Source organism: Vibrio profundum (genome assembly GCF_050337555.1).
Classification (GTDB): Bacteria; Pseudomonadota; Gammaproteobacteria; order Enterobacterales; family Vibrionaceae; genus Vibrio; species Vibrio profundum.
The window spans coordinates 1-17,067 of record NZ_JAKJTA010000020.1; the positions used below are offsets into that span (position 1 = coordinate 1).

16 protein-coding genes and 1 pseudogene are annotated in these 17,067 nt (G+C 45.1%); 7 read left to right on the plus strand and 10 right to left on the minus strand.

What is annotated here, in order from left to right; genetic code table 11:
- Positions 1-242: integrase core domain-containing protein (locus tag L4C34_RS16700; RefSeq protein WP_428788126.1), on the plus strand; the 242-nt coding region annotated here is incomplete at its 5' end.
- Between the two features lie 49 nt (positions 243-291).
- Here the strand turns inward: L4C34_RS16700 and L4C34_RS16705 are convergent.
- The 3 genes and pseudogenes from L4C34_RS16705 to zigA form a co-directional block, all read right to left on the minus strand.
- Positions 292-1,247 (minus strand): annotated as a pseudogene (locus L4C34_RS16705) (IS481 family transposase).
- Between the two features lie 190 nt (positions 1,248-1,437).
- Positions 1,438-2,121, minus strand: a complete 684-nt coding sequence (locus L4C34_RS16710) for a DUF1826 domain-containing protein (protein WP_428790481.1) — start codon at positions 2,119-2,121, stop codon at positions 1,438-1,440.
- Entirely contained in the window at positions 2,118-3,326 is a 1,209-nt protein-coding gene (gene zigA, locus L4C34_RS16715; protein ID WP_428790482.1) for a zinc metallochaperone GTPase ZigA, read from the minus strand. Before zigA ends, L4C34_RS16710 begins: the two co-directional genes overlap by 4 nt.
- A 903-nt stretch (positions 3,327-4,229) precedes the next feature.
- On the opposite strand from zigA, the gene L4C34_RS16720 reads away from it, so the two are divergent.
- Positions 4,230-4,688 carry a nitrogen fixation protein NifQ gene (locus L4C34_RS16720; protein WP_428790483.1) on the plus strand — a complete coding sequence of 153 codons (459 nt, stop codon included), beginning with the start codon at positions 4,230-4,232 and terminating at the stop codon, positions 4,686-4,688.
- Between the two features lie 115 nt (positions 4,689-4,803).
- Here the strand turns inward: L4C34_RS16720 and L4C34_RS16725 are convergent, their stop codons facing one another.
- From L4C34_RS16725 to L4C34_RS16740, 4 genes are all read right to left on the minus strand, one after another.
- Entirely contained in the window at positions 4,804-5,421 is a 618-nt protein-coding gene (locus tag L4C34_RS16725) for an outer membrane protein (RefSeq protein WP_428790484.1), read from the minus strand.
- Positions 5,422-5,940: 519 nt separating this feature from the next.
- A complete protein-coding gene (locus tag L4C34_RS16730) occupies positions 5,941-6,114 on the minus strand; it encodes a hypothetical protein (protein ID WP_428790485.1) in 174 nt (57 codons plus the stop codon).
- Positions 6,115-6,308: 194 nt separating this feature from the next.
- Positions 6,309-7,328 carry a methyl-accepting chemotaxis protein gene (locus tag L4C34_RS16735; protein WP_428790486.1) on the minus strand — a complete coding sequence of 340 codons (1,020 nt, stop codon included), beginning with the start codon at positions 7,326-7,328 and terminating at the stop codon, positions 6,309-6,311.
- Between the two features lie 162 nt (positions 7,329-7,490).
- On the minus strand, positions 7,491-8,690 hold the full coding sequence (locus tag L4C34_RS16740) for an MFS transporter (protein ID WP_428790487.1): 1,200 nt from the start codon (positions 8,688-8,690) through the stop codon (positions 7,491-7,493).
- A gap of 226 nt (positions 8,691-8,916) precedes the next feature.
- Here L4C34_RS16740 and L4C34_RS16745 point away from each other — a divergent pair, with 226 nt between their 5' ends.
- On the plus strand, positions 8,917-9,390 hold the full coding sequence (locus L4C34_RS16745) for a GNAT family N-acetyltransferase (protein WP_428790488.1): 474 nt from the start codon (positions 8,917-8,919) through the stop codon (positions 9,388-9,390).
- A 17-nt stretch (positions 9,391-9,407) separates the two neighbouring features.
- Here the strand turns inward: L4C34_RS16745 and L4C34_RS16750 are convergent, their stop codons facing one another.
- Positions 9,408-9,809, minus strand: coding sequence for a hypothetical protein (locus L4C34_RS16750; protein ID WP_428790489.1), 402 nt, complete (start codon positions 9,807-9,809; stop codon positions 9,408-9,410).
- Positions 9,810-10,024: 215 nt separating this feature from the next.
- Between L4C34_RS16750 and L4C34_RS16755 the strand changes: the two genes are divergently transcribed.
- Entirely contained in the window at positions 10,025-10,993 is a 969-nt protein-coding gene (locus tag L4C34_RS16755) for a nucleoside hydrolase (protein WP_428790490.1), read from the plus strand.
- A gap of 40 nt (positions 10,994-11,033) precedes the next feature.
- Here L4C34_RS16755 and L4C34_RS16760 read toward each other — a convergent pair whose 3' ends face one another.
- Positions 11,034-11,405 (minus strand): DUF805 domain-containing protein, encoded by a 372-nt coding sequence (locus tag L4C34_RS16760; RefSeq protein ID WP_428790491.1) that lies wholly within the window; start codon positions 11,403-11,405, stop codon positions 11,034-11,036.
- A gap of 177 nt (positions 11,406-11,582) precedes the next feature.
- Here L4C34_RS16760 and L4C34_RS16765 point away from each other — a divergent pair, with 177 nt between their 5' ends.
- The gene (locus tag L4C34_RS16765; protein ID WP_428790492.1) at positions 11,583-12,380 is read left to right on the plus strand and encodes a DeoR/GlpR family DNA-binding transcription regulator; all 798 of its coding nucleotides are present in this window, start codon (positions 11,583-11,585) and stop codon (positions 12,378-12,380) included.
- Between the two features lie 16 nt (positions 12,381-12,396).
- A complete protein-coding gene (locus L4C34_RS16770) occupies positions 12,397-13,437 on the plus strand; it encodes an oxidoreductase (protein WP_428790493.1) in 1,041 nt (346 codons plus the stop codon).
- Between the two features lie 18 nt (positions 13,438-13,455).
- On the opposite strand, the gene L4C34_RS16775 is transcribed toward L4C34_RS16770, so the two are convergent.
- The gene (locus tag L4C34_RS16775) at positions 13,456-13,929 is read right to left on the minus strand and encodes a hypothetical protein (RefSeq protein WP_428790494.1); all 474 of its coding nucleotides are present in this window, start codon (positions 13,927-13,929) and stop codon (positions 13,456-13,458) included.
- Positions 13,930-14,342: 413 nt separating this feature from the next.
- On the opposite strand from L4C34_RS16775, the gene L4C34_RS16780 reads away from it, so the two are divergent.
- The gene (locus L4C34_RS16780) at positions 14,343-16,934 is read left to right on the plus strand and encodes a hypothetical protein (RefSeq protein WP_428790495.1); all 2,592 of its coding nucleotides are present in this window, start codon (positions 14,343-14,345) and stop codon (positions 16,932-16,934) included.
- Positions 16,935-17,067: the final 133 nt, after the last annotated feature.

A 17,067-nucleotide genomic window follows, 5' to 3' on the forward strand; every position in this document is an offset into this window, starting at 1 on the left:
CACAAACAAACGGTATCTGTGAACGCTTCCACAAGACCATATTGAATGAGTTCTACCAAGTGACGTTCAGAAAGAAGCTGTACGGTTCGATGGAAGAGTTACAGAAAGATCTGGACGAATGGATGGACTACTACAACAATCATCGTACCCATCAAGGGAAAATGTGCTGTGGCAGAACGCCAGCTGCAACCTTAGAAGATGGGAAATCAATCTGGGCTGAAAAAAATCTAGACCAGATATAACCTGACAGGCACCAAGTCAAAAGTGGGTAACTGTCAGATCAAGTCTGAGTTAGTACATGTAATTTAAATTGTAATTCTGCTCTTGAAACCTCTCTTTCCTGATCTGGTAGTTCTTAGATACCTCTTCAGACAGAGGAGTTTGATCAGATAGCTCAGTAACCCTGTCTATTGGTGTTAGCCCTTTTAGCGAGCTGTGAGGTCGTTCCCAGTTGTAGGAGTGTTGCCACTCAGCTAGCAACAAATCCAGTTCTTCCAGGCCCACCGATACATCTATGGTTGGATAGAACTCACTTTTATCTGTTTTCTGTGAGCGTTCAACTTTGCCATTCAAGTGAGGTGAGCCAGGCTTGTTTGGGCGAAACTTGATTCCATAAGTCATAAGTTGTTTCTGGACTTTCTCAGCAAAAAATTCGCGCCCTCTGTCCGTCTGAATACGCTGGATAGGGAATGGCATCTCTTCCACTACGCATTCAATAAAGTCGACGGTATTTGCTGCTGTGCGCCGAGAGTAGCACCTCAGAACCCGATAGCGGGAGCAGTCATCGATAGGTGTATACTGATAAATTCTAGGTGCTATTTTACAGGTGTCCATCTGGACTCTATCGCCGGGGATTGGGCGCTCATACCTTTGGAAATCTTTTTTGCGTCGGTAAGTTACGATGGGTTTGACTGATGTTCCGGATAAAACTTTATGGAGTGTTGCAGTGCTTAGGTGCACTTGGTGAAGTCGGATTAATTCTGTTTGCAAACGCCGCGCCCCTATATTGCGCTTCTCCCGCATCGTAGGATCAATGCTCTTATCTCATCAGTGAGCTTAGCGTCTGGGGAAGAATGGGGACGTTTGCTCTGGCTCTCCAGACCAGCGATTCCCCGCTGCTTATATCGTTTCGCCCACTTACGCAATGTTGGCCTGGAAATACCACAGCGTCGGCATACGAGGCCTGCATCACCACATTCCTCATACATTTTTACCCACTGTAGTCTTTGTTGGATTTCTCTGTCCATAGACACCCATTATAGTTGAAAGGATGTCTATGAATCACACAACTAAACACTAAACTCTTAAGCTAGTTACTCACACATCTACCTTCCTAAGTTGATCGAACAAGTAGGTTAATTGTCTTGATGCCTACTGTCTGCATCGGCTGATTCCCAAGCACATTGAAGTTGCAGCGGATAGATTCGATTGTTCAAATTAATCGACTAAATCCAATGTTAATAGTAAGCGGCTTTCATTGTGCGCCAGTGCTGGCGAGCGATGCACTAATCCCGCCTCTGCATTATCTTGCCAAAGTTCTCCCTTTAATAAGGCTACATCTCCACAACTCAGTTGCTGAATATGACTCTGGTTAGCAAATACGCCAGATTCACTATCTGGAAGCCCATTACTTCGAGCGCCTAATTTTTCTCGATTTACTCGGTGATGAGGTAGCCATTCTGTTGCCGATCCATGATAAGTGGTCACGAGGCGACAAGGGACTCTATCGACATGAAACCTTGGGCACATCGCTGTGTTGAGCCCAGTCAGTCGCAAGCCCGCGTGTTTGAGATCGAATAAACAGCAAAACATATCAACAAGCTCTGCGATATTCTCAACCAACTCGCTATGCTCGGTGCCGACAGTGTTAGTCAGGTAGGGCAAGGCATCAGCAGGCGTCACCGTAGTCACTTTTCGCAAGTCTGGTTTTGATTGAAGTAGATGCTTCACTGAGTCAATGAGAGTCGTTGGTAAGGTGCGTTGCCAAATAGTCAGGTTAACTTCAGGTTTGTAAATATTGGCTAACGCGGTTGGCCTTTGATCTCGTGTTGAGTACCGATGTTTTTCCTGTGCTCTAGCAGAGGTGTTATCGAGGTATTCTTCTCTGTTGGTGATGATCATACGATGTGCTCCCACTCAGGAAACGGGTCGGGAAATGTCTTCCACAGTGCTTCCCCTTGTGATACTTCTTCTTTGCTTAGCAAGCAGTTATCTAAGGCTTCAATAAAACGTTTTTTGTCCAATGATTGGCCAATAAAGACAAGCTCTTGGCGTCTATCGCCAAAGGGCTCAATCCATTGATTTTGAATCGCTTCCAGACTTTCTTTGTCACTAGGCCATTCTTCTCTAGCGACGGCGTGCCAAAATAACCCCGCAGAACCATGTCGGGCGATTCCTCCTGCTTGATTCCATTGACCGGCAATCTCAGGGCGAGTCGCTAGCCAAAAATACCCTTTTGAACGAATGAGTTTGCCGTAGTCTTCAGCGTTATGGAGTAGTTGATAAAATTTTTCTGGATGGAAAGGGAGGTGGGCTAGGTAACTAAAACTGCTGATTCCGTATTCCTGTGTTTCTGGAATGTGTTGGCCGCGCATTTCTTGAAGCCAACCGGGCGATTGCTCTGCTAGTTCAAAATCGAAGCTGCCCGTGTTGATGATGGCGTCAATATCCACCTTACCTTGGACAATCGGAATAATTCGAGCATGAGTATTAAGCGTTGTTAAGATCGCGGTTAAGCGGGAGAGATCATCGTGTTCCACGAGGTCCGTTTTGCTAACAAGAATGACATCGGCAAACTCCACCTGATCGACCAGTAAATCCGTGACACTTCGGTCATCTTCTTTTCCTAAAGACTCTCCTTTTTCTTTCAGATCTAGGGCGAGTTGGTAATCATTTAAGAAATTAACGGCATCCACCACAGTGACCATCGTATCGAGTGTTGCAATATCGGACAACGACACCTCATTCTCATCGGTGAAAGTAAAGGTTTCTGCAACGGGAAGGGGTTCGGAAATTCCAGTGGACTCTATGATTAAGTAGTCGAAGCGATTTTGCTCGGCTAACTTGCTCACTTCTTCCAATAAATCTTCTCTTAACGTGCAGCAGATACAGCCATTACTCATTTCAACGAGTTTTTCTTGGCTGTGATTGAGCGTGATTTCATTACGAACTTTGGTGGAATCAATATTGATTTCACTCATGTCATTGACAATAACCGCGACTTTTAAATCTCGGCGATGATTAAGGATGTGGCTTAGGACGGTCGTTTTCCCCGCACCAAGAAAACCTGAAAGCACAGTAACAGGTAACTTTTTTTTCTGCAGCATGATGAACTCTGATAGACGGTGCGCTATAAATTGATATGTTATAACATAACAATTTATAGCGCAAAAAATAACAGAAATCTGGGTAGGCCGAAAGTAATGATGACGTTGAGTTCAATGATAAAGGAAGTAGTGACTTTATTTTCAAGAGCTTAGGGTAAGGTGAATCCCTTTGCCGTGTTGCTGCGTTTGATTACTCGATCCAGACTAGATGAATACATTAAATTAACGAAGTTGACCATATAAACGGTATGGCTTTGTACTATGGTTAGATTTATGATCCTGTTGAAAATAAGGTGATCGAGTGAAATTAAGATCTGGCATCCATTTTTATACTCACCGTCAAGAGTTTGAGCGCATTTTAAAGCAACCTGATCATAAAGATCTTCGGCCTTGTTACCAGTGCGACAAGCGATGTCCTTGCTGTCAATCCACTTCCTGTACCTGTCAATGCGGGCCTGTTTGAGTATTAGCTATACTGATCCATTGAGGTATTGTTATTTAGAGAGGCAACATGGTGGCCGGACGAAACATTCATGGGCTTTGGACCATGAGTTTGAGAATAGATCTCTAAGTTCAGAATGAGTAAAGTATTGTGCAGTACTTTTTTGACTATGATGAAGCTCATCAAACCTGCTTAGATAAACTGGCAGCCATTCAGCGTATTTAAAGTAAATAAGGGCTTTTGTACTATTACCTCGTATAAAAGGTCCGTTGATTAAGGCAGAGATCCTCCCTCGGCAATTTACCTGCCTTCAGACTAAACCACTGTAGATTTAACGCTGCGTAAGCGCGAGTGCTTTGCTAAATCACGCGGCGATCTTTATTATCCGTTTCCTAGTTGCTTTTGTGGGAGTTAGCGTAACCCCACAGACTTATCGCCAATGAAGAGCTAACGGATATTATATGGATCTCGTTGAATCAAAGAAATTTTATGTGGATGGACTGAAGAGTGCATTGGGAGAGGCCCAGGTCGTAGAGGATACGGAATACGCCGATGAGTTGGAACGATATAGCCAACTGATCACAGCGAACCCACTACCGCTGGAGTTTTATGACGACTTAGTGGAATTAATGCTGGCTCATTCCGACAATGGTAGCCAAGCAAGAGCTTGGGCGCACCGAGTGGCCGTGGCCTGCTGTGGCAAGACCCACCTCTACCAAGACATGGGTTTCCAAAGTCGACTTTCTGTGTCGGATATTTTTCATACTCACTTTCCAACATTGGCGCAAAAGAACGTAGGTAATGCGATGCGCTGGAAGAAATTTATCTATCGCCAATTTTGTCTCACGTCGGGCTTGCCGATTTGTCCATCTGCTTCCTGCAGCGAGTGTCCGAGCCGCACTGAATGCTATGCGAGTTGAGTCTTGCTGAGATCTAGGTTGCCCGCTAAGCACGGTGAAAATAGGTGACTTTTTTGCCTGACCATTGTCTCCCTTCTCTGCTTAATGAAAGCGAGAAGGGAGAGTCAGATTAAAATTAAAACTTGTAGCTGATACCTGCCATATAGCTGGTGATCTTGCCAGTCGAGTTGATGTTATTTTTGCCAAAGTAGTGGGTCACGGTGACGTCGGCCGTCCAGTTTTCTTCAAAGTTATACGCGATTCCAGTGCCTAACATTGGCACCCAATCGGTATTCTCACCATCTATACCACCAATCCCAGAGAGAGAACTAGAAGCGTCTGCTACCTGATAAGATAGACCCGCTTTACCAATCGCATCAAATTTTTCGCTCATATGCCAGATGCCTAGCCCTGCAAAATCGAGTGAACTATTTTCAATCGTCCATGTATTTGTACCAATGTTCACTTTGTCATTGCTGAAATAATTGTAAGCAAACTCTCCGCCGACGGCGAATCTTGGATCCTTGAGTTGGTGCACGTAACCCGTGGAAATATTGACTGCGGTATGATCTGTCTCTTTTACGCTAGTGGGATTTGATGGATCTAGGCTTTTCGAGAAACCATTTTGAGACCCACCTAACGCGCCGCGAATATAGCCATAGTCGGACAATGAATTGTCAGTCATCGTTTCTGCAAACGCATGGCTGGCTGTGAATGCGGAAAATACGATTGTGGCGATGGCTAATTTTTTCATGTTTTTCTCATTATGTTGATATTCGGAATTGGACACTGTTCGATTGAGAGTCGAAAAATACTCACTTACAATATTCATGCATGGTTAACAAATAAAACACCGTTCGATTGATGTGTAAAAAAAAGGCTTTGCTTGAATTTGGCGCTAGTGTATTTACTTTAATTTAAGATGTAAAGGGGAAGGTTTTATTTTGTGGATAGTCAAAATGAATCTTTCGGGAGCTTGATAGTCGATGGTAACGGCGACGAATAGTGCGGCTCTCTGGTGACGATTCGAGCGTCGAATTTGCAAAAAGGACGCGCAGTTAGAACGCTACGTAGACCAATCAAAGTGGTTGAGCGATGAGTGTGAAAACAGGATGCCGCATTGCGGAGTGATTGATTAAACGAATCTAGAAGCGAGTGAGACTTGGTTATTTGGGGGGAGAGCCTCCCCTTATCTTAAAAAGAATAAGGGGACGAATATGGCAGGAAATCTGTGGAAGTCAGTAGTGAAAGGCTCCCAGTTTAGATTTCTGTCTTACTTTTCTTTATTGTCTTCAATTTCATGCAGGCTTGCGATTCTATTGGTAATCAACTGAGCTGCAAAAGAAGGAGTGACAGCGCGGCGCTCACCACGGTTTACGAAGAAATCGCCATTCCAGAAATTGTCTCTAAAACGACCTGACTCTAAAAACTCTACAACAACTTTCATAATCATATCTCTCTATTGGTGTGTACAAATTCATCATAGGCCTGTCGCTCCGATCGTGACAGAGATAAATATGGAATGTTAATTTTACGTAACGCAGGTACGGTTTATGCAGGCACAAGCACCTAAACAGCGTTGTCTTCATCAAACTTTTTGGGTAATTGATTGAAAAATTTTTATTTTCGTTGCGGGTTTGTTTACCAAATGTCGGGATTTTCGATACTAAATTCTCCTACAATGTCATGAAATTGGCTTGATAGACCGACGAGCTCTTGGCCGGATTCGACAGTTTTCTCCGCGTTACTCACACTGGAGCGAGAAATTTGACTGACTTCAATGACGCTTTGGTTGATTTGTTCAGCCGTTGTTTTTTGTTCAGCGGAAGCTTCTGCTATTTGTGTACTCATCGAGTGTATCTGTTTTATTGAGTCTGAAATGGTGTTGAATGATCCGCCAGATTGTTGGGCTTTTTCCACGGTTGCTTTGACAATATTGCTGCTTTTTTCGATGTTCTCTACGACACCTTGTGTGCCTTTTTGCAAACGTTCGATTAAGGTTTGGATTTCTGTGGTTGAATTTTGAGTTCGTTTAGCGAGCTCACGCACTTCGTCGGCAACGACTGCGAATCCACGCCCTTGTTCACCTGCACGAGCAGCTTCTATCGCTGCGTTAAGTGCGAGTAGGTTGGTTTGATCTGCTATGCCAAGTATCACATCGAGTATGCCGCCGATATTGGTCGCCTCTTGCGAAAGATCGGTGAGGTGAGGCATGGTGGCATCGGTTTCACTCTCTAACGTGCTGATATTATTTATTGTTTGTTGAACAACATCGAGGCCCACCTCCGCATAGGCTTGCCAGCCGCGAGCTTCTTTTTCTATATCATCAAATCGTTTTTGCTGGGCTGGATTATCACTGGTTAGTTGCTTAACTGTTGATAAATAATCATTAAAATTTTCTTTTCCGGAGATATAAGGTTCTAGGTATTCTTCTTGTCCTCCAATGGCGAATCCTCTTAGACCAGTTTCTTGGTCGACCATAGCGTTGACCAGTCCGTTCGATTCTTTGATGACCTTATGGGTGTGTTCAACCATGCGTTCGGTTTGGGCTAAAGTTTGAATTGAAAACCAAGCGATCGCGCACAGGGTGATAAGAATGACGGCGGTGATGATATTGCCTGCAAAGAGTCGGCTGCGAATCGTTAAGTCTGATATTTTCATGCCCATGTCTCACCAGTAATGGAATCCTAGTTAAAAGCCTAGCTTAGAAGAGATAGATTGCTTATAGGGACACGTTTTTTTTCACCAGCTGTTATCGGCGCTTTTCTACGGCATTGTGGCTGTTTATACGGGAGTTTGACGCGCAATCTTGTTATTTATGCCCTAACAATCAGTGAGGATTTGAGCTGGAAAATCTGTCTGCTGGGTCAGCGTACGCATCATCAGGTAGGCGAGCCCCATCGTGACAGCGGCGACGAGAAATCCATACTTCACTAGATCGTAATGGCTGAGTAGGGCGATGATCGTATAGCCAATGGATTGAATCATGGTAGAAAACATAGCTAGCCCTCCATCCACTCTGCCACGTTGCGTTATTTCAATGCGGTGGTGCATCCAGTTGATTCGTGTAATGCGATTGAGCGCATTGAATAAGCCGAATACTGCACTAAAGCCAAGAATGGCGGCAGGGAAAGGAAACAGGCTCATGCCTAAAAGGGCAATCGCCAGCGCCAATATGGAATTCTGGATGATGAGTGAAAAGGGCAGTTTGGCGAGTATCTTGGTGATCAATAGCCCCGTCACTAACGATCCTACTCCAAAGCAGATATTGTAGCCGGCGAACCAACTGCCCGTTATGTTCTGCTCTGAAAACCAAATAGGCACGAGTTTGCTCAGGTAAGACAAAACGGGATACGACAGACAGGAAAGCGCTAAATAGGCAAAGAAGCGCGGTTGTTTTGCTAAGATCTGTTTGCTTTGTTTCAATTCAGTGAGGAATCTTGTGTGAGAGGGTGTTCTCATTTTGCGGCGATAGGGCGTTGCGATATAGCAGCTGCTGGCAATGGCCGAGGCGATGGCTGCGAATAAGGCAAACTCGAAAATGCCCCACAGTTGCAGTAAAACGACCCCCAAAGCACCTGCTCCCAGTGTGGTGCCTTGCATGATGATTTCTTGGTAGCTGGAGAGCTTGGCGTATTCATGCACATGGTAATTTTCTTGAGTAAAGGCGGTATCGGTCGCCCATGCAAAGTTAGCCGATAACCAAAAAATCACTTGTGTCGCCGCTAGCAGCCAAATTGAGCCAAAGCCAGCGGCATACAGCCCAGCGGTGACGCCAGCGACCATAGTTTGAAGGATTTGGTTTAGAACAATAAGAGATTTTCTGGAATGTCTATCAATCAAAGTGGCAAAAAATGGCGTGGCGAAAAACGACAGGGATGTGCTCGTTAATGCGGTGAAAGCGACAAAATAGCCGTTGCTGCCACCATCAAGCATGATCCAAGGTAACGCCATCATAAATAACCCAGACGAGATGCCATCAAAAAAGCGTGCGGTTAGGTAAGGTAGAGTTCTGTTTCTCATCGAATGTTGTTCCAAATTGATGAATGCCAGAACAGCATAAAACTTCAACATTACTTGAGGTAAAGTGTTTTAGGGGATGATATGGGTATCGGTGGTGTGAAATGTGAGATGTGAAATGTGAGATGGTGCGTAGAGACACTGAACTCGCACATGTTCAATAATACAAAACCTATTATAGTCATGATGATAATGACAAAAAGTGCCCAGAACAGGAATAAGTATTGTAATGATTACATTAGAAAAACTGACAAGCGCAAATCAGCCGGCGGTTAAAAATGTCGTGCTCGCTCAAGAGCAGATAAAGTATGCAGGAACCGCGGAGGAGTTTTTAGCTGAGGCAAGTGAGACAGTCCATCTGCATGTGATTAAATTTGACCATCAAGTGGTGGGCTTTTTTAAAATCGATGTGGGTTACTCTCAAAGCTATGCGTTTTGTCCGCCGACAGCGGTGGGACTCAGAGCATTTGTGATTGGCTTAAATTGGCAGGGTAAAGGTGTCGGCAGCGCAGCGGTTAAAGCGTTATTTCCATATTTACAGCAATATTATTCGAGTTATCAAACGGTTTACTTGACGGTAAATTGTAAAAATCCAAATGCGCAACGGTGTTACAAAAAGGCTGGCTTTAGTGAATCGACGGAGTTGTATTTAGGAGGCAGTGCAGGGCCTCAATATATAATGTATGCTGAGATTGAGCATTAGAGCATACCTTCAATTCTCTAGGCAGAATGTCGTTGCTGATCTTGCTCTTTGCACCAATCAATTGCCTGCGTTTCATTATCAAAAAAAGCGGTGCGCAGCTTGGGAGTGAGCTTAAAACGCTCGACCATCAAATGTTGTTCTAACATGTTATTGATAACGACGGCTTCAAAGCGGTGGTTATGCTCGGCGAGCCAGAGTGCTGTTTCTTTGATCTCGATCCAAATATCTGGTGTGGCAAGTTTCCATTGGGACATGTCGAGAACATTGCCCCACGGCTGGGAATCCAAATCACTGGCGACCGCGCGAAAGGTGCGATCAAAACGGATCGCACACTCGCGGTTCCAGCTACCCACGACCTTCACAACCAATATCTCTTCAACAAACAGAAAAGTAAATTCGCCGTGAACACTAAATTCCATATCTCATTGCCTGATGATTAATGCCACTCATTGAATTAATTTTAGCCTAGTTTTCCTTTTTGCCTTATTTGATATTGTGTCAGTAAAAATACGCATTGTCCTTGAGATTGTGAGACCCATCACGGGAAGATCCTTTTGGATCATTACTATACTCGCTCAATATTATGTAGTGGTGTCACCTTGCTGCATATCGATATTCCAGTGAGACCAAAATAATGACAAAAAAAATAATTCTAGATACTGATCCGGGCATCGATGATGCGATGGCGATTTTATTTGCCGAGTCTCACCCTGAGATAGACTTGCTGGCGATCAGTACGGTCTATGGCAATGCAACGATCGAGAACACCACTCGCAATGCGTTATATCTAAAAGATAAATTCAACTTGCAGGCCGATGTCACCCAAGGGGCTGGTCAGCCTTTACGCCGTGTGCCTGTTGGCCCAACGGTGGTGGTGCATGGTGAATCAGGCTTTGGTGATGTGAATGCCCCAGAGCAGCTTTGCTCGACACCGGACCCGCGTCCTGCGTATCAATATATTATTGATACGGTCAAAGCCAATCCGGGAGAGATCACTCTGGTGACTGTCGGACCCTTGACCAATATTGCGTTAGCGATACAAGCGGCACCGGAAATCGCTGGTTTAGTGAAAGAGGTGGTTGTGATGGGCGGCGCTTTTGGCGTGAATGAGCATCGCGGCAATGTCACCCCTTACGCCGAAGCCAATATCTATGACGATCCAGAAGCTGCAGACTGTGTTTTTTGCGCTCCGTGGCCAGTAGTCGTGGTTGGCTTAGATGTGACAGAGGAAAGCTTTTTTACTGCAGATTTTCTGGATAAGTTACGTGATGATGCTGGTGAAGTAGGGCAGTTCATTTGGGATGTCAGTCGCTTCTATTTACGATTTTATTCCGAGAAAGTAGGGATGGAAGGCTGTCATGTGCACGATCCTTCAGCGATTGCTTATGTCATAAACCCAGAGTTATTTACTTTGCGCACAGGAGCGATCCGCGTTGTATGCGAAGGTCCAGCACAAGGTATGACGCTGCAAAAGTTTGATGATGGAAAATACATGACGGATGAATGGGCAGAGATGCCTAGGCAGCGGATAGGTGTCGAGGTCGATGACGAAACACTGTTGACGCTATATCGCGATAGTATAGTGAATTACGCTCGGAGTTGATCCGATTGAATAAAAAGGCGGCCAACTGGCCGCCTTTTTATTATGAAACTATTTCTGCTTCTTTATTTTCGATGCCTTTCGGGTTCGGGCCATAGGCGTTTGTTCCGGGGTGGCTGTCCGAAACATTAAACACGAATAGCACGATAGGACCTGCGATAGGTATAAAGCTAAGTAAAAAATACCAACCCGAGCGGTTCGTATCATGCAGTCTACGCACCGTGACGGCAAATGATGGGATCACCAATGCGAGCATCACGAGTGCGGAAAAGATCGGTAGGCGGGTTACGGTATCCAAAAATACAGTGACCATGCAGGCCAACACTGTGAATAACACGAACATCCAATACTCTTTTCTTCGTGCTCGACCATTAAAGTCGGCGTAATTTTTTAGTGCTGCGAAAAGCCACTTCATAACATTTCCTCTCAACGACGTTGTACTTATTTATTATTTGAATGCTTTCTATATGAAAGTCATAAGCGATTTTACTAGAAAAGCATGACCTTAGCTATGCAGCTCCGTATGTAACTTTGATCCTAAGATCCTTAATTTTCCATTTAGGATCAGTTTGTTCGTGCAAAGCTAGAATGAATGACTTATATTCGCTTACGTGATTTTAAGTGGTTTAATTTTGATATGACGCAAGAAGAACGAATTATTAAAATGCAGGCTTGGCTAAAGGATCAAAGGAGGATCACTTTGGGCGAGATTTGCAGTCTATTCTCGATTTCACGAGATTCAGCACGACGTGACTTAGTGAAATTGACACAGTTTTCTGGTGTGCAGCGCATTCGCGGTGGAGCCATGTATCTGCCTGTTACGCCTGATGTGCAACCGGTGGTGAGTCGAGCGGTTAGCGATGAAAAACGAGAGATTGCGAAAAAGGCGGCCAGCTTGGTGGAAGAAAATGATTCCATCATATTAGATGCCGGAAGTACTTTATCGGTGATGGCGGGTTACCTTAATGTGCCAGTGACTGTCATTACTAACTCTCTCGACAGCCTCGTTGTGTTATCGGCAGCTAGCGATATCGTGGTGCATTGCTTAGGCGGGCAGTTTAATACTTTGCACCGTGCTATTTGGGGAGACTCTGCGGTTCAACAGCTGGCTCGCTATCGCACAAATAAAGCCTTTATTGGTGTGTGTGCATTGTCTACACGAGGGTTATCAACCAGCAGTGAAGCAGAAGCGGCGACCAAACGAAGCATGATTGAGCAAGCCGAGCGCGTGATCTTAGTCTGCCAAGCAAGCAAATTTGGCTTGCAGCATGTGTTTCACGTCGCTGGATTAGAGTCTGTTGATGTGATTATCACAGATCGCATGCCCAGTGAAGCGATGCAGCAAGCTCTCGATGCTCACAACGTCCAATTAATTATTACATCTTCTTAAATAAGGCTTTTTGACTATGAGTGTATCTCCCATCAAAACCGCCATCATAGGTTATGGCTTTTCAGCGAAAACATTTCATCTTCCCTTTGTGGATAGTTTGCCAGAATACGAGCTCACTGCGATAAGTAGCCGCCAAGTGGATACGGTGAAAGCGGATTGGCCAAGTGCTGTGCACTACCTTACCGCGGAACAACTGCTTGAAGACTCAGACGCTGAGCTGGTGATCATTACCTCTCCGAATGACACGCATTTTGAATTGGCTAAACGCGCTCTAGAGAACAATAAGCATGTGGTTATTGAAAAGCCATTTGTGACTAAAGTCTCGGATGGGGAAGCCTTGATTGAGCTGGCTGAACGAAAAGGACTGGTGCTGAGCGTGTACCACAACCGCCGTTGGGACGGTGATTTCTTGACGGTCAAAAAGATGATCGCTGATAAGCGCTTGGGGAACGTGAAGTGTTTTGAATCTCACTTTGATCGATTCCGACCTGAGGTTCGTCAGCGCTGGCGCGAAATGTCCCAAGATGGTGGCGGCCTGTTATTTGATTTAGGGCCGCATCTGATGGATCAAGCGTTGGATCTTTTTGGGCTGCCGGATGCCATCACAGCGCAATGCTTAGTGATGCGTGAAGGCTCGACCAATGTCGATTACTTCAATGTGGTGATGCAGTATCCCGATGCCGTGGTGACCATACACAGCGACTTATTTAGTGCAGGCCCTAACCGACGCTTTCATGTGAAAGGGGATCTTGGCAGTTATGAAAAATATGGCTTAGATCCTCAAGAAGAGCGCTTGATTGCTGGGGTGATGCCGAGTGAAGCTCACTGGGCGGCAGAAAAGAAAGATCAATACGGTAGCTTTTATAGCGCCGATAGTGTCGAGGTGGTGACAACGGAATTGGGTGGTTACCAGCACTACTTTGTTTCACTGGCTGAGTCGGTTCGGGGCACGAGTTTACCACCCGTGAGCGCTGAGCAAGCTTTATGGAATATTAAGTTGATTGAACTGGCGCTAGAAAGTAGCCGGTTAGGACAAACTTTACAAATAGCCAAATAGCTAAATAAATAGTGAATGCTAATTGGAGCCTTCGTAGCGTTGTAGCTCTTTATCTAACCATGCCAATGCTTCTTCTTGATTGGAAAAGTACTCACTAATGAAATTGGATGGCTGAACCTCGTTATGCATGGTTTCAGCCACCATTTTATTCAGTATCCCACTTGGTAAGACCGCTTGCATTTTTAGCCCAATCGTAATGAAGTTAAACATGTGAGTGCGCATGTAATTAATGGTTTCTGGTGTGCATAATCCCCATTGCTGTAAATCAGCCATGACGCCCCAAGAGCGCCCCTTGAAATGCTCCAGTGCTCTCCGGTGACATTCCTCAATACAAGAGACGGCAGTCTGAGTATTCCACTCGTCGTAAAAACGAAGGATCATGATGTTGGGGAAGTCGCTAGGGAACTCAAGCACGTAGCGGCCGTGCATCAACTTGTCATCACTGACGTTTACATCTGTAGGACCGTTTGAGCTTTTCGCTGGCTTATCCACGTTATCTCACTTGCTTGTCGTTTCGTTAATTTACTCTGTTGTGATTTTAGCCCATATCACGCCGAAACTGCCGATATAGCGCTGAATTGTTCTAAAGACCTAGATCTCAGTAAGAAGCGACACACGTTTACAGCCCCACAGTGTCCACGCACGACGAGGCGATGCTTATCGCTTGATATGCAATTCATTACGCGATTTAAATGTCGGCGAGATTATCGCCAAAACAGATAAGTTCACTCGCACATGTGGTTATTTTCTGTTCTCTGACATAGATGCACATTTCCTTACAATTCTATTGATATTTGACATAGTCATTTCATTTTCATGGTCGAATTTTTATAAATCTTCCTTATAGTCGTCGCCTGCAAAACAACATATTTTTCGATACAAAAAATGTCATAAGGAAAAATTCTATGCGTTCGTTAATCTATTCGGCCATGGTGGCGGCTGGATGCGTTGCGGCTTCTTCCGCTGCGTATGCAGATACAAGTGGTACCAGTGAGGTACTCCAATTTACCAAGCAGGCAGGTTGTGACTCTTCACAGTACTACTGTACCTACCAAGCCAAAGTGTCGGATCTGACTCAACTATGGAACTACAGTGAAGAGTTGGATGATTCCGCACAGAAAGTGTTAGCGGACGCAGGGCTAAAAGAAAGCATTGCTTCTACCGGCGTGAATATGTGGTCTTCGGGCGATATGGTCGTGGTGGGTGCCGAGCCCACATCAGGTGCTGTGAGTAGTTGGCCAGAACAGCTGACGATGAAAGTTAATTTCTCGGGCGCAACGCCTCCCGATCCAGGCCCAACACCTGATCCAACCCCTTCTTCGGGAGACATGTATTTTACCGTTGATCTTTCAAATCTAGACCTAGGCGATAACTTAGGTAATGCAAAAGTAATTGTTGTCCCGAAAGACAGCACTGGCGCGCCAGTGAAAGATCAAGCAGGTAATCCAATCATCTTTAATACCACGGCCGATCATATTTCAGGAAAAACCTTTTTGTGTGCCAATTGGAACGATGAGACGAACCACACCATCACCATGCAATCGTCATTGAAAGGTTGTTCACAGGTACAATGGCTGGATGGCATCAGTGCTCAGCCCGCATCGGTGAGCGTGAGCTTGATGGATGTGAAATCTGAGCAAGATCAAAGCACGATATCTCTTTATAGCCAGAGCAAAGGTGCGTTAAATACAAGCTTTGAGCTGCAGCCACAAGGCAATCCAACTAGCGTGAACTTGACTGCGGATGATGAGTCTTCTACTCCTTCTGATAGCAACATCGCTTTTTACGACCTTCAATACACCGACAAGTCGACGAATGTTGCGCTGGATTTCCCATTAAGCTTTACGCTTGCGCCTCAGCATATGTTAAACATTGCGGTGCCAGCCACTTCCGCTGGAGGTTATAAGCTGACAGAGGGTGTGTCAGTAACAGGCTTTAAAGATGCCTCGATTAACGATCCTGTGATCGATGCTGAACATACTGAATCGCGTACGATCATTTTTAAAGATCACGAGGTGCCTGAGCAAGTTAATATCAAGCATGGTTGGCCAGAGAATCGTATTGCGATGGGGTCAGTAACAGACTTTACCAATGAAGCATTGCTAGATCAGCGTCATAACGTCGATTCTGTATTTAAATATGCAGACAACGACGGCGCGGGTGATCGCGGCGTTGATCCGAAAACAATCTGGACGCCAGAAGGCGAAGGCCAGACTGCTACGGCGAGAACGGTCGACTTGGCTCAGCGCTTATCTGCGACCTATGACCATCCAGTCGTCCCAGTACTCGTTGAGTATACGGCGCAGTCTTCAGGTGGTTCGGACACAGGTACCGCTGATTTGCTCAATGACCAAGATCTTAAGTTTCACTATGAGAACTTATTATTGATGGCTCGTTACTTAGAGAATCACCCAGATCCAAGTTTTAAGCAAACTTACGGAACGTTAGTTCTGAACCCAGATTTCTTAGGGGAAGTGTTTAAAGATAAAGGCTATGTTGGCATTCAGCCACACGTGGTTTCTCAGCTAAAAGCGGCGATTGACGATCTGCATAAATCAAAAATGATCACCGATGCTGAATATGCACAATACAGCCAGATCCCACAGAGCTTAACTCAGTCTGAAGCCAACACGCTAACTGGTTTTGTGCAATCGACAAACTGGTTGGTGAAGGCCGTAGCACCGAAAGTACCATTTGGCTGGAGCTTAAATATCTGGGCGGGCGATTCATCAGGTCACAACTGGGTGCATAATGCCTACAATGATCCGTCTTCAGTGATGCGCCATGTTGATGATTCTCAGAATGGTCAATGTGATATGAAACAAACTGGGGTTAACTACGATTGTGGTGAAGTACCATTCCTACGTTCGGTGGGTGCTTACGGTAACGCCAATGAGCAATTTAACCCAACGTTTGTAGCCTTTGATAAGTATGAGCGTGATACGCTGCTGACTAATGGTCAGGTGTATGCACCTTACTTATACAACGCTAACGATTGGAGCGTGTACGTTCAGTATGTGGGCGACGTTAGTCATGAACTTAAAGATGTGCCTGTAATGATGTTCCAGATCCCTGGCGGTCATATGATTGGCAAGAAGAACCAAGACAAGGTGCCACTTGATGGAGCGACAGCAGTAGACTACGTGTTCGGTAATACAGCGATGGCAGGGCAATCGGCTAAAGATAGTCTTGATATTGCCGCACCATACCAGACAGGGCTGACGGCGACAGTATCGAACGATTACCATTTCCCAGAGGCAAATGCCAACTATCTTGATTACCTTGGTGCTATACCGAAAGTGATCACCTCTGATAACTATCAAGCGACTAAAGATGGTTACTATGACTGGGGACACAATCACATGAATGATCTACGTCGTGCGAATGTATTCTCTATCCTTTGGGGTGGCGGTAGTACGTTGAGCATGGCAGGCCCTGGTCAAAATGATGATGGTGGTTACTTGGATAGACTGGCTGGAGAGTCTAAAACACAGTAAATGTCCTACGATGATCCCATTGAAACCGCTGCCTTTTAGGTAGCGGTTTTTTTTTATGTCCAACATTGATCGTGATTAGATCAAGAGAACGATATGGATGCTTAATGAGGTTTTTCCCATCTATCGTATTCTA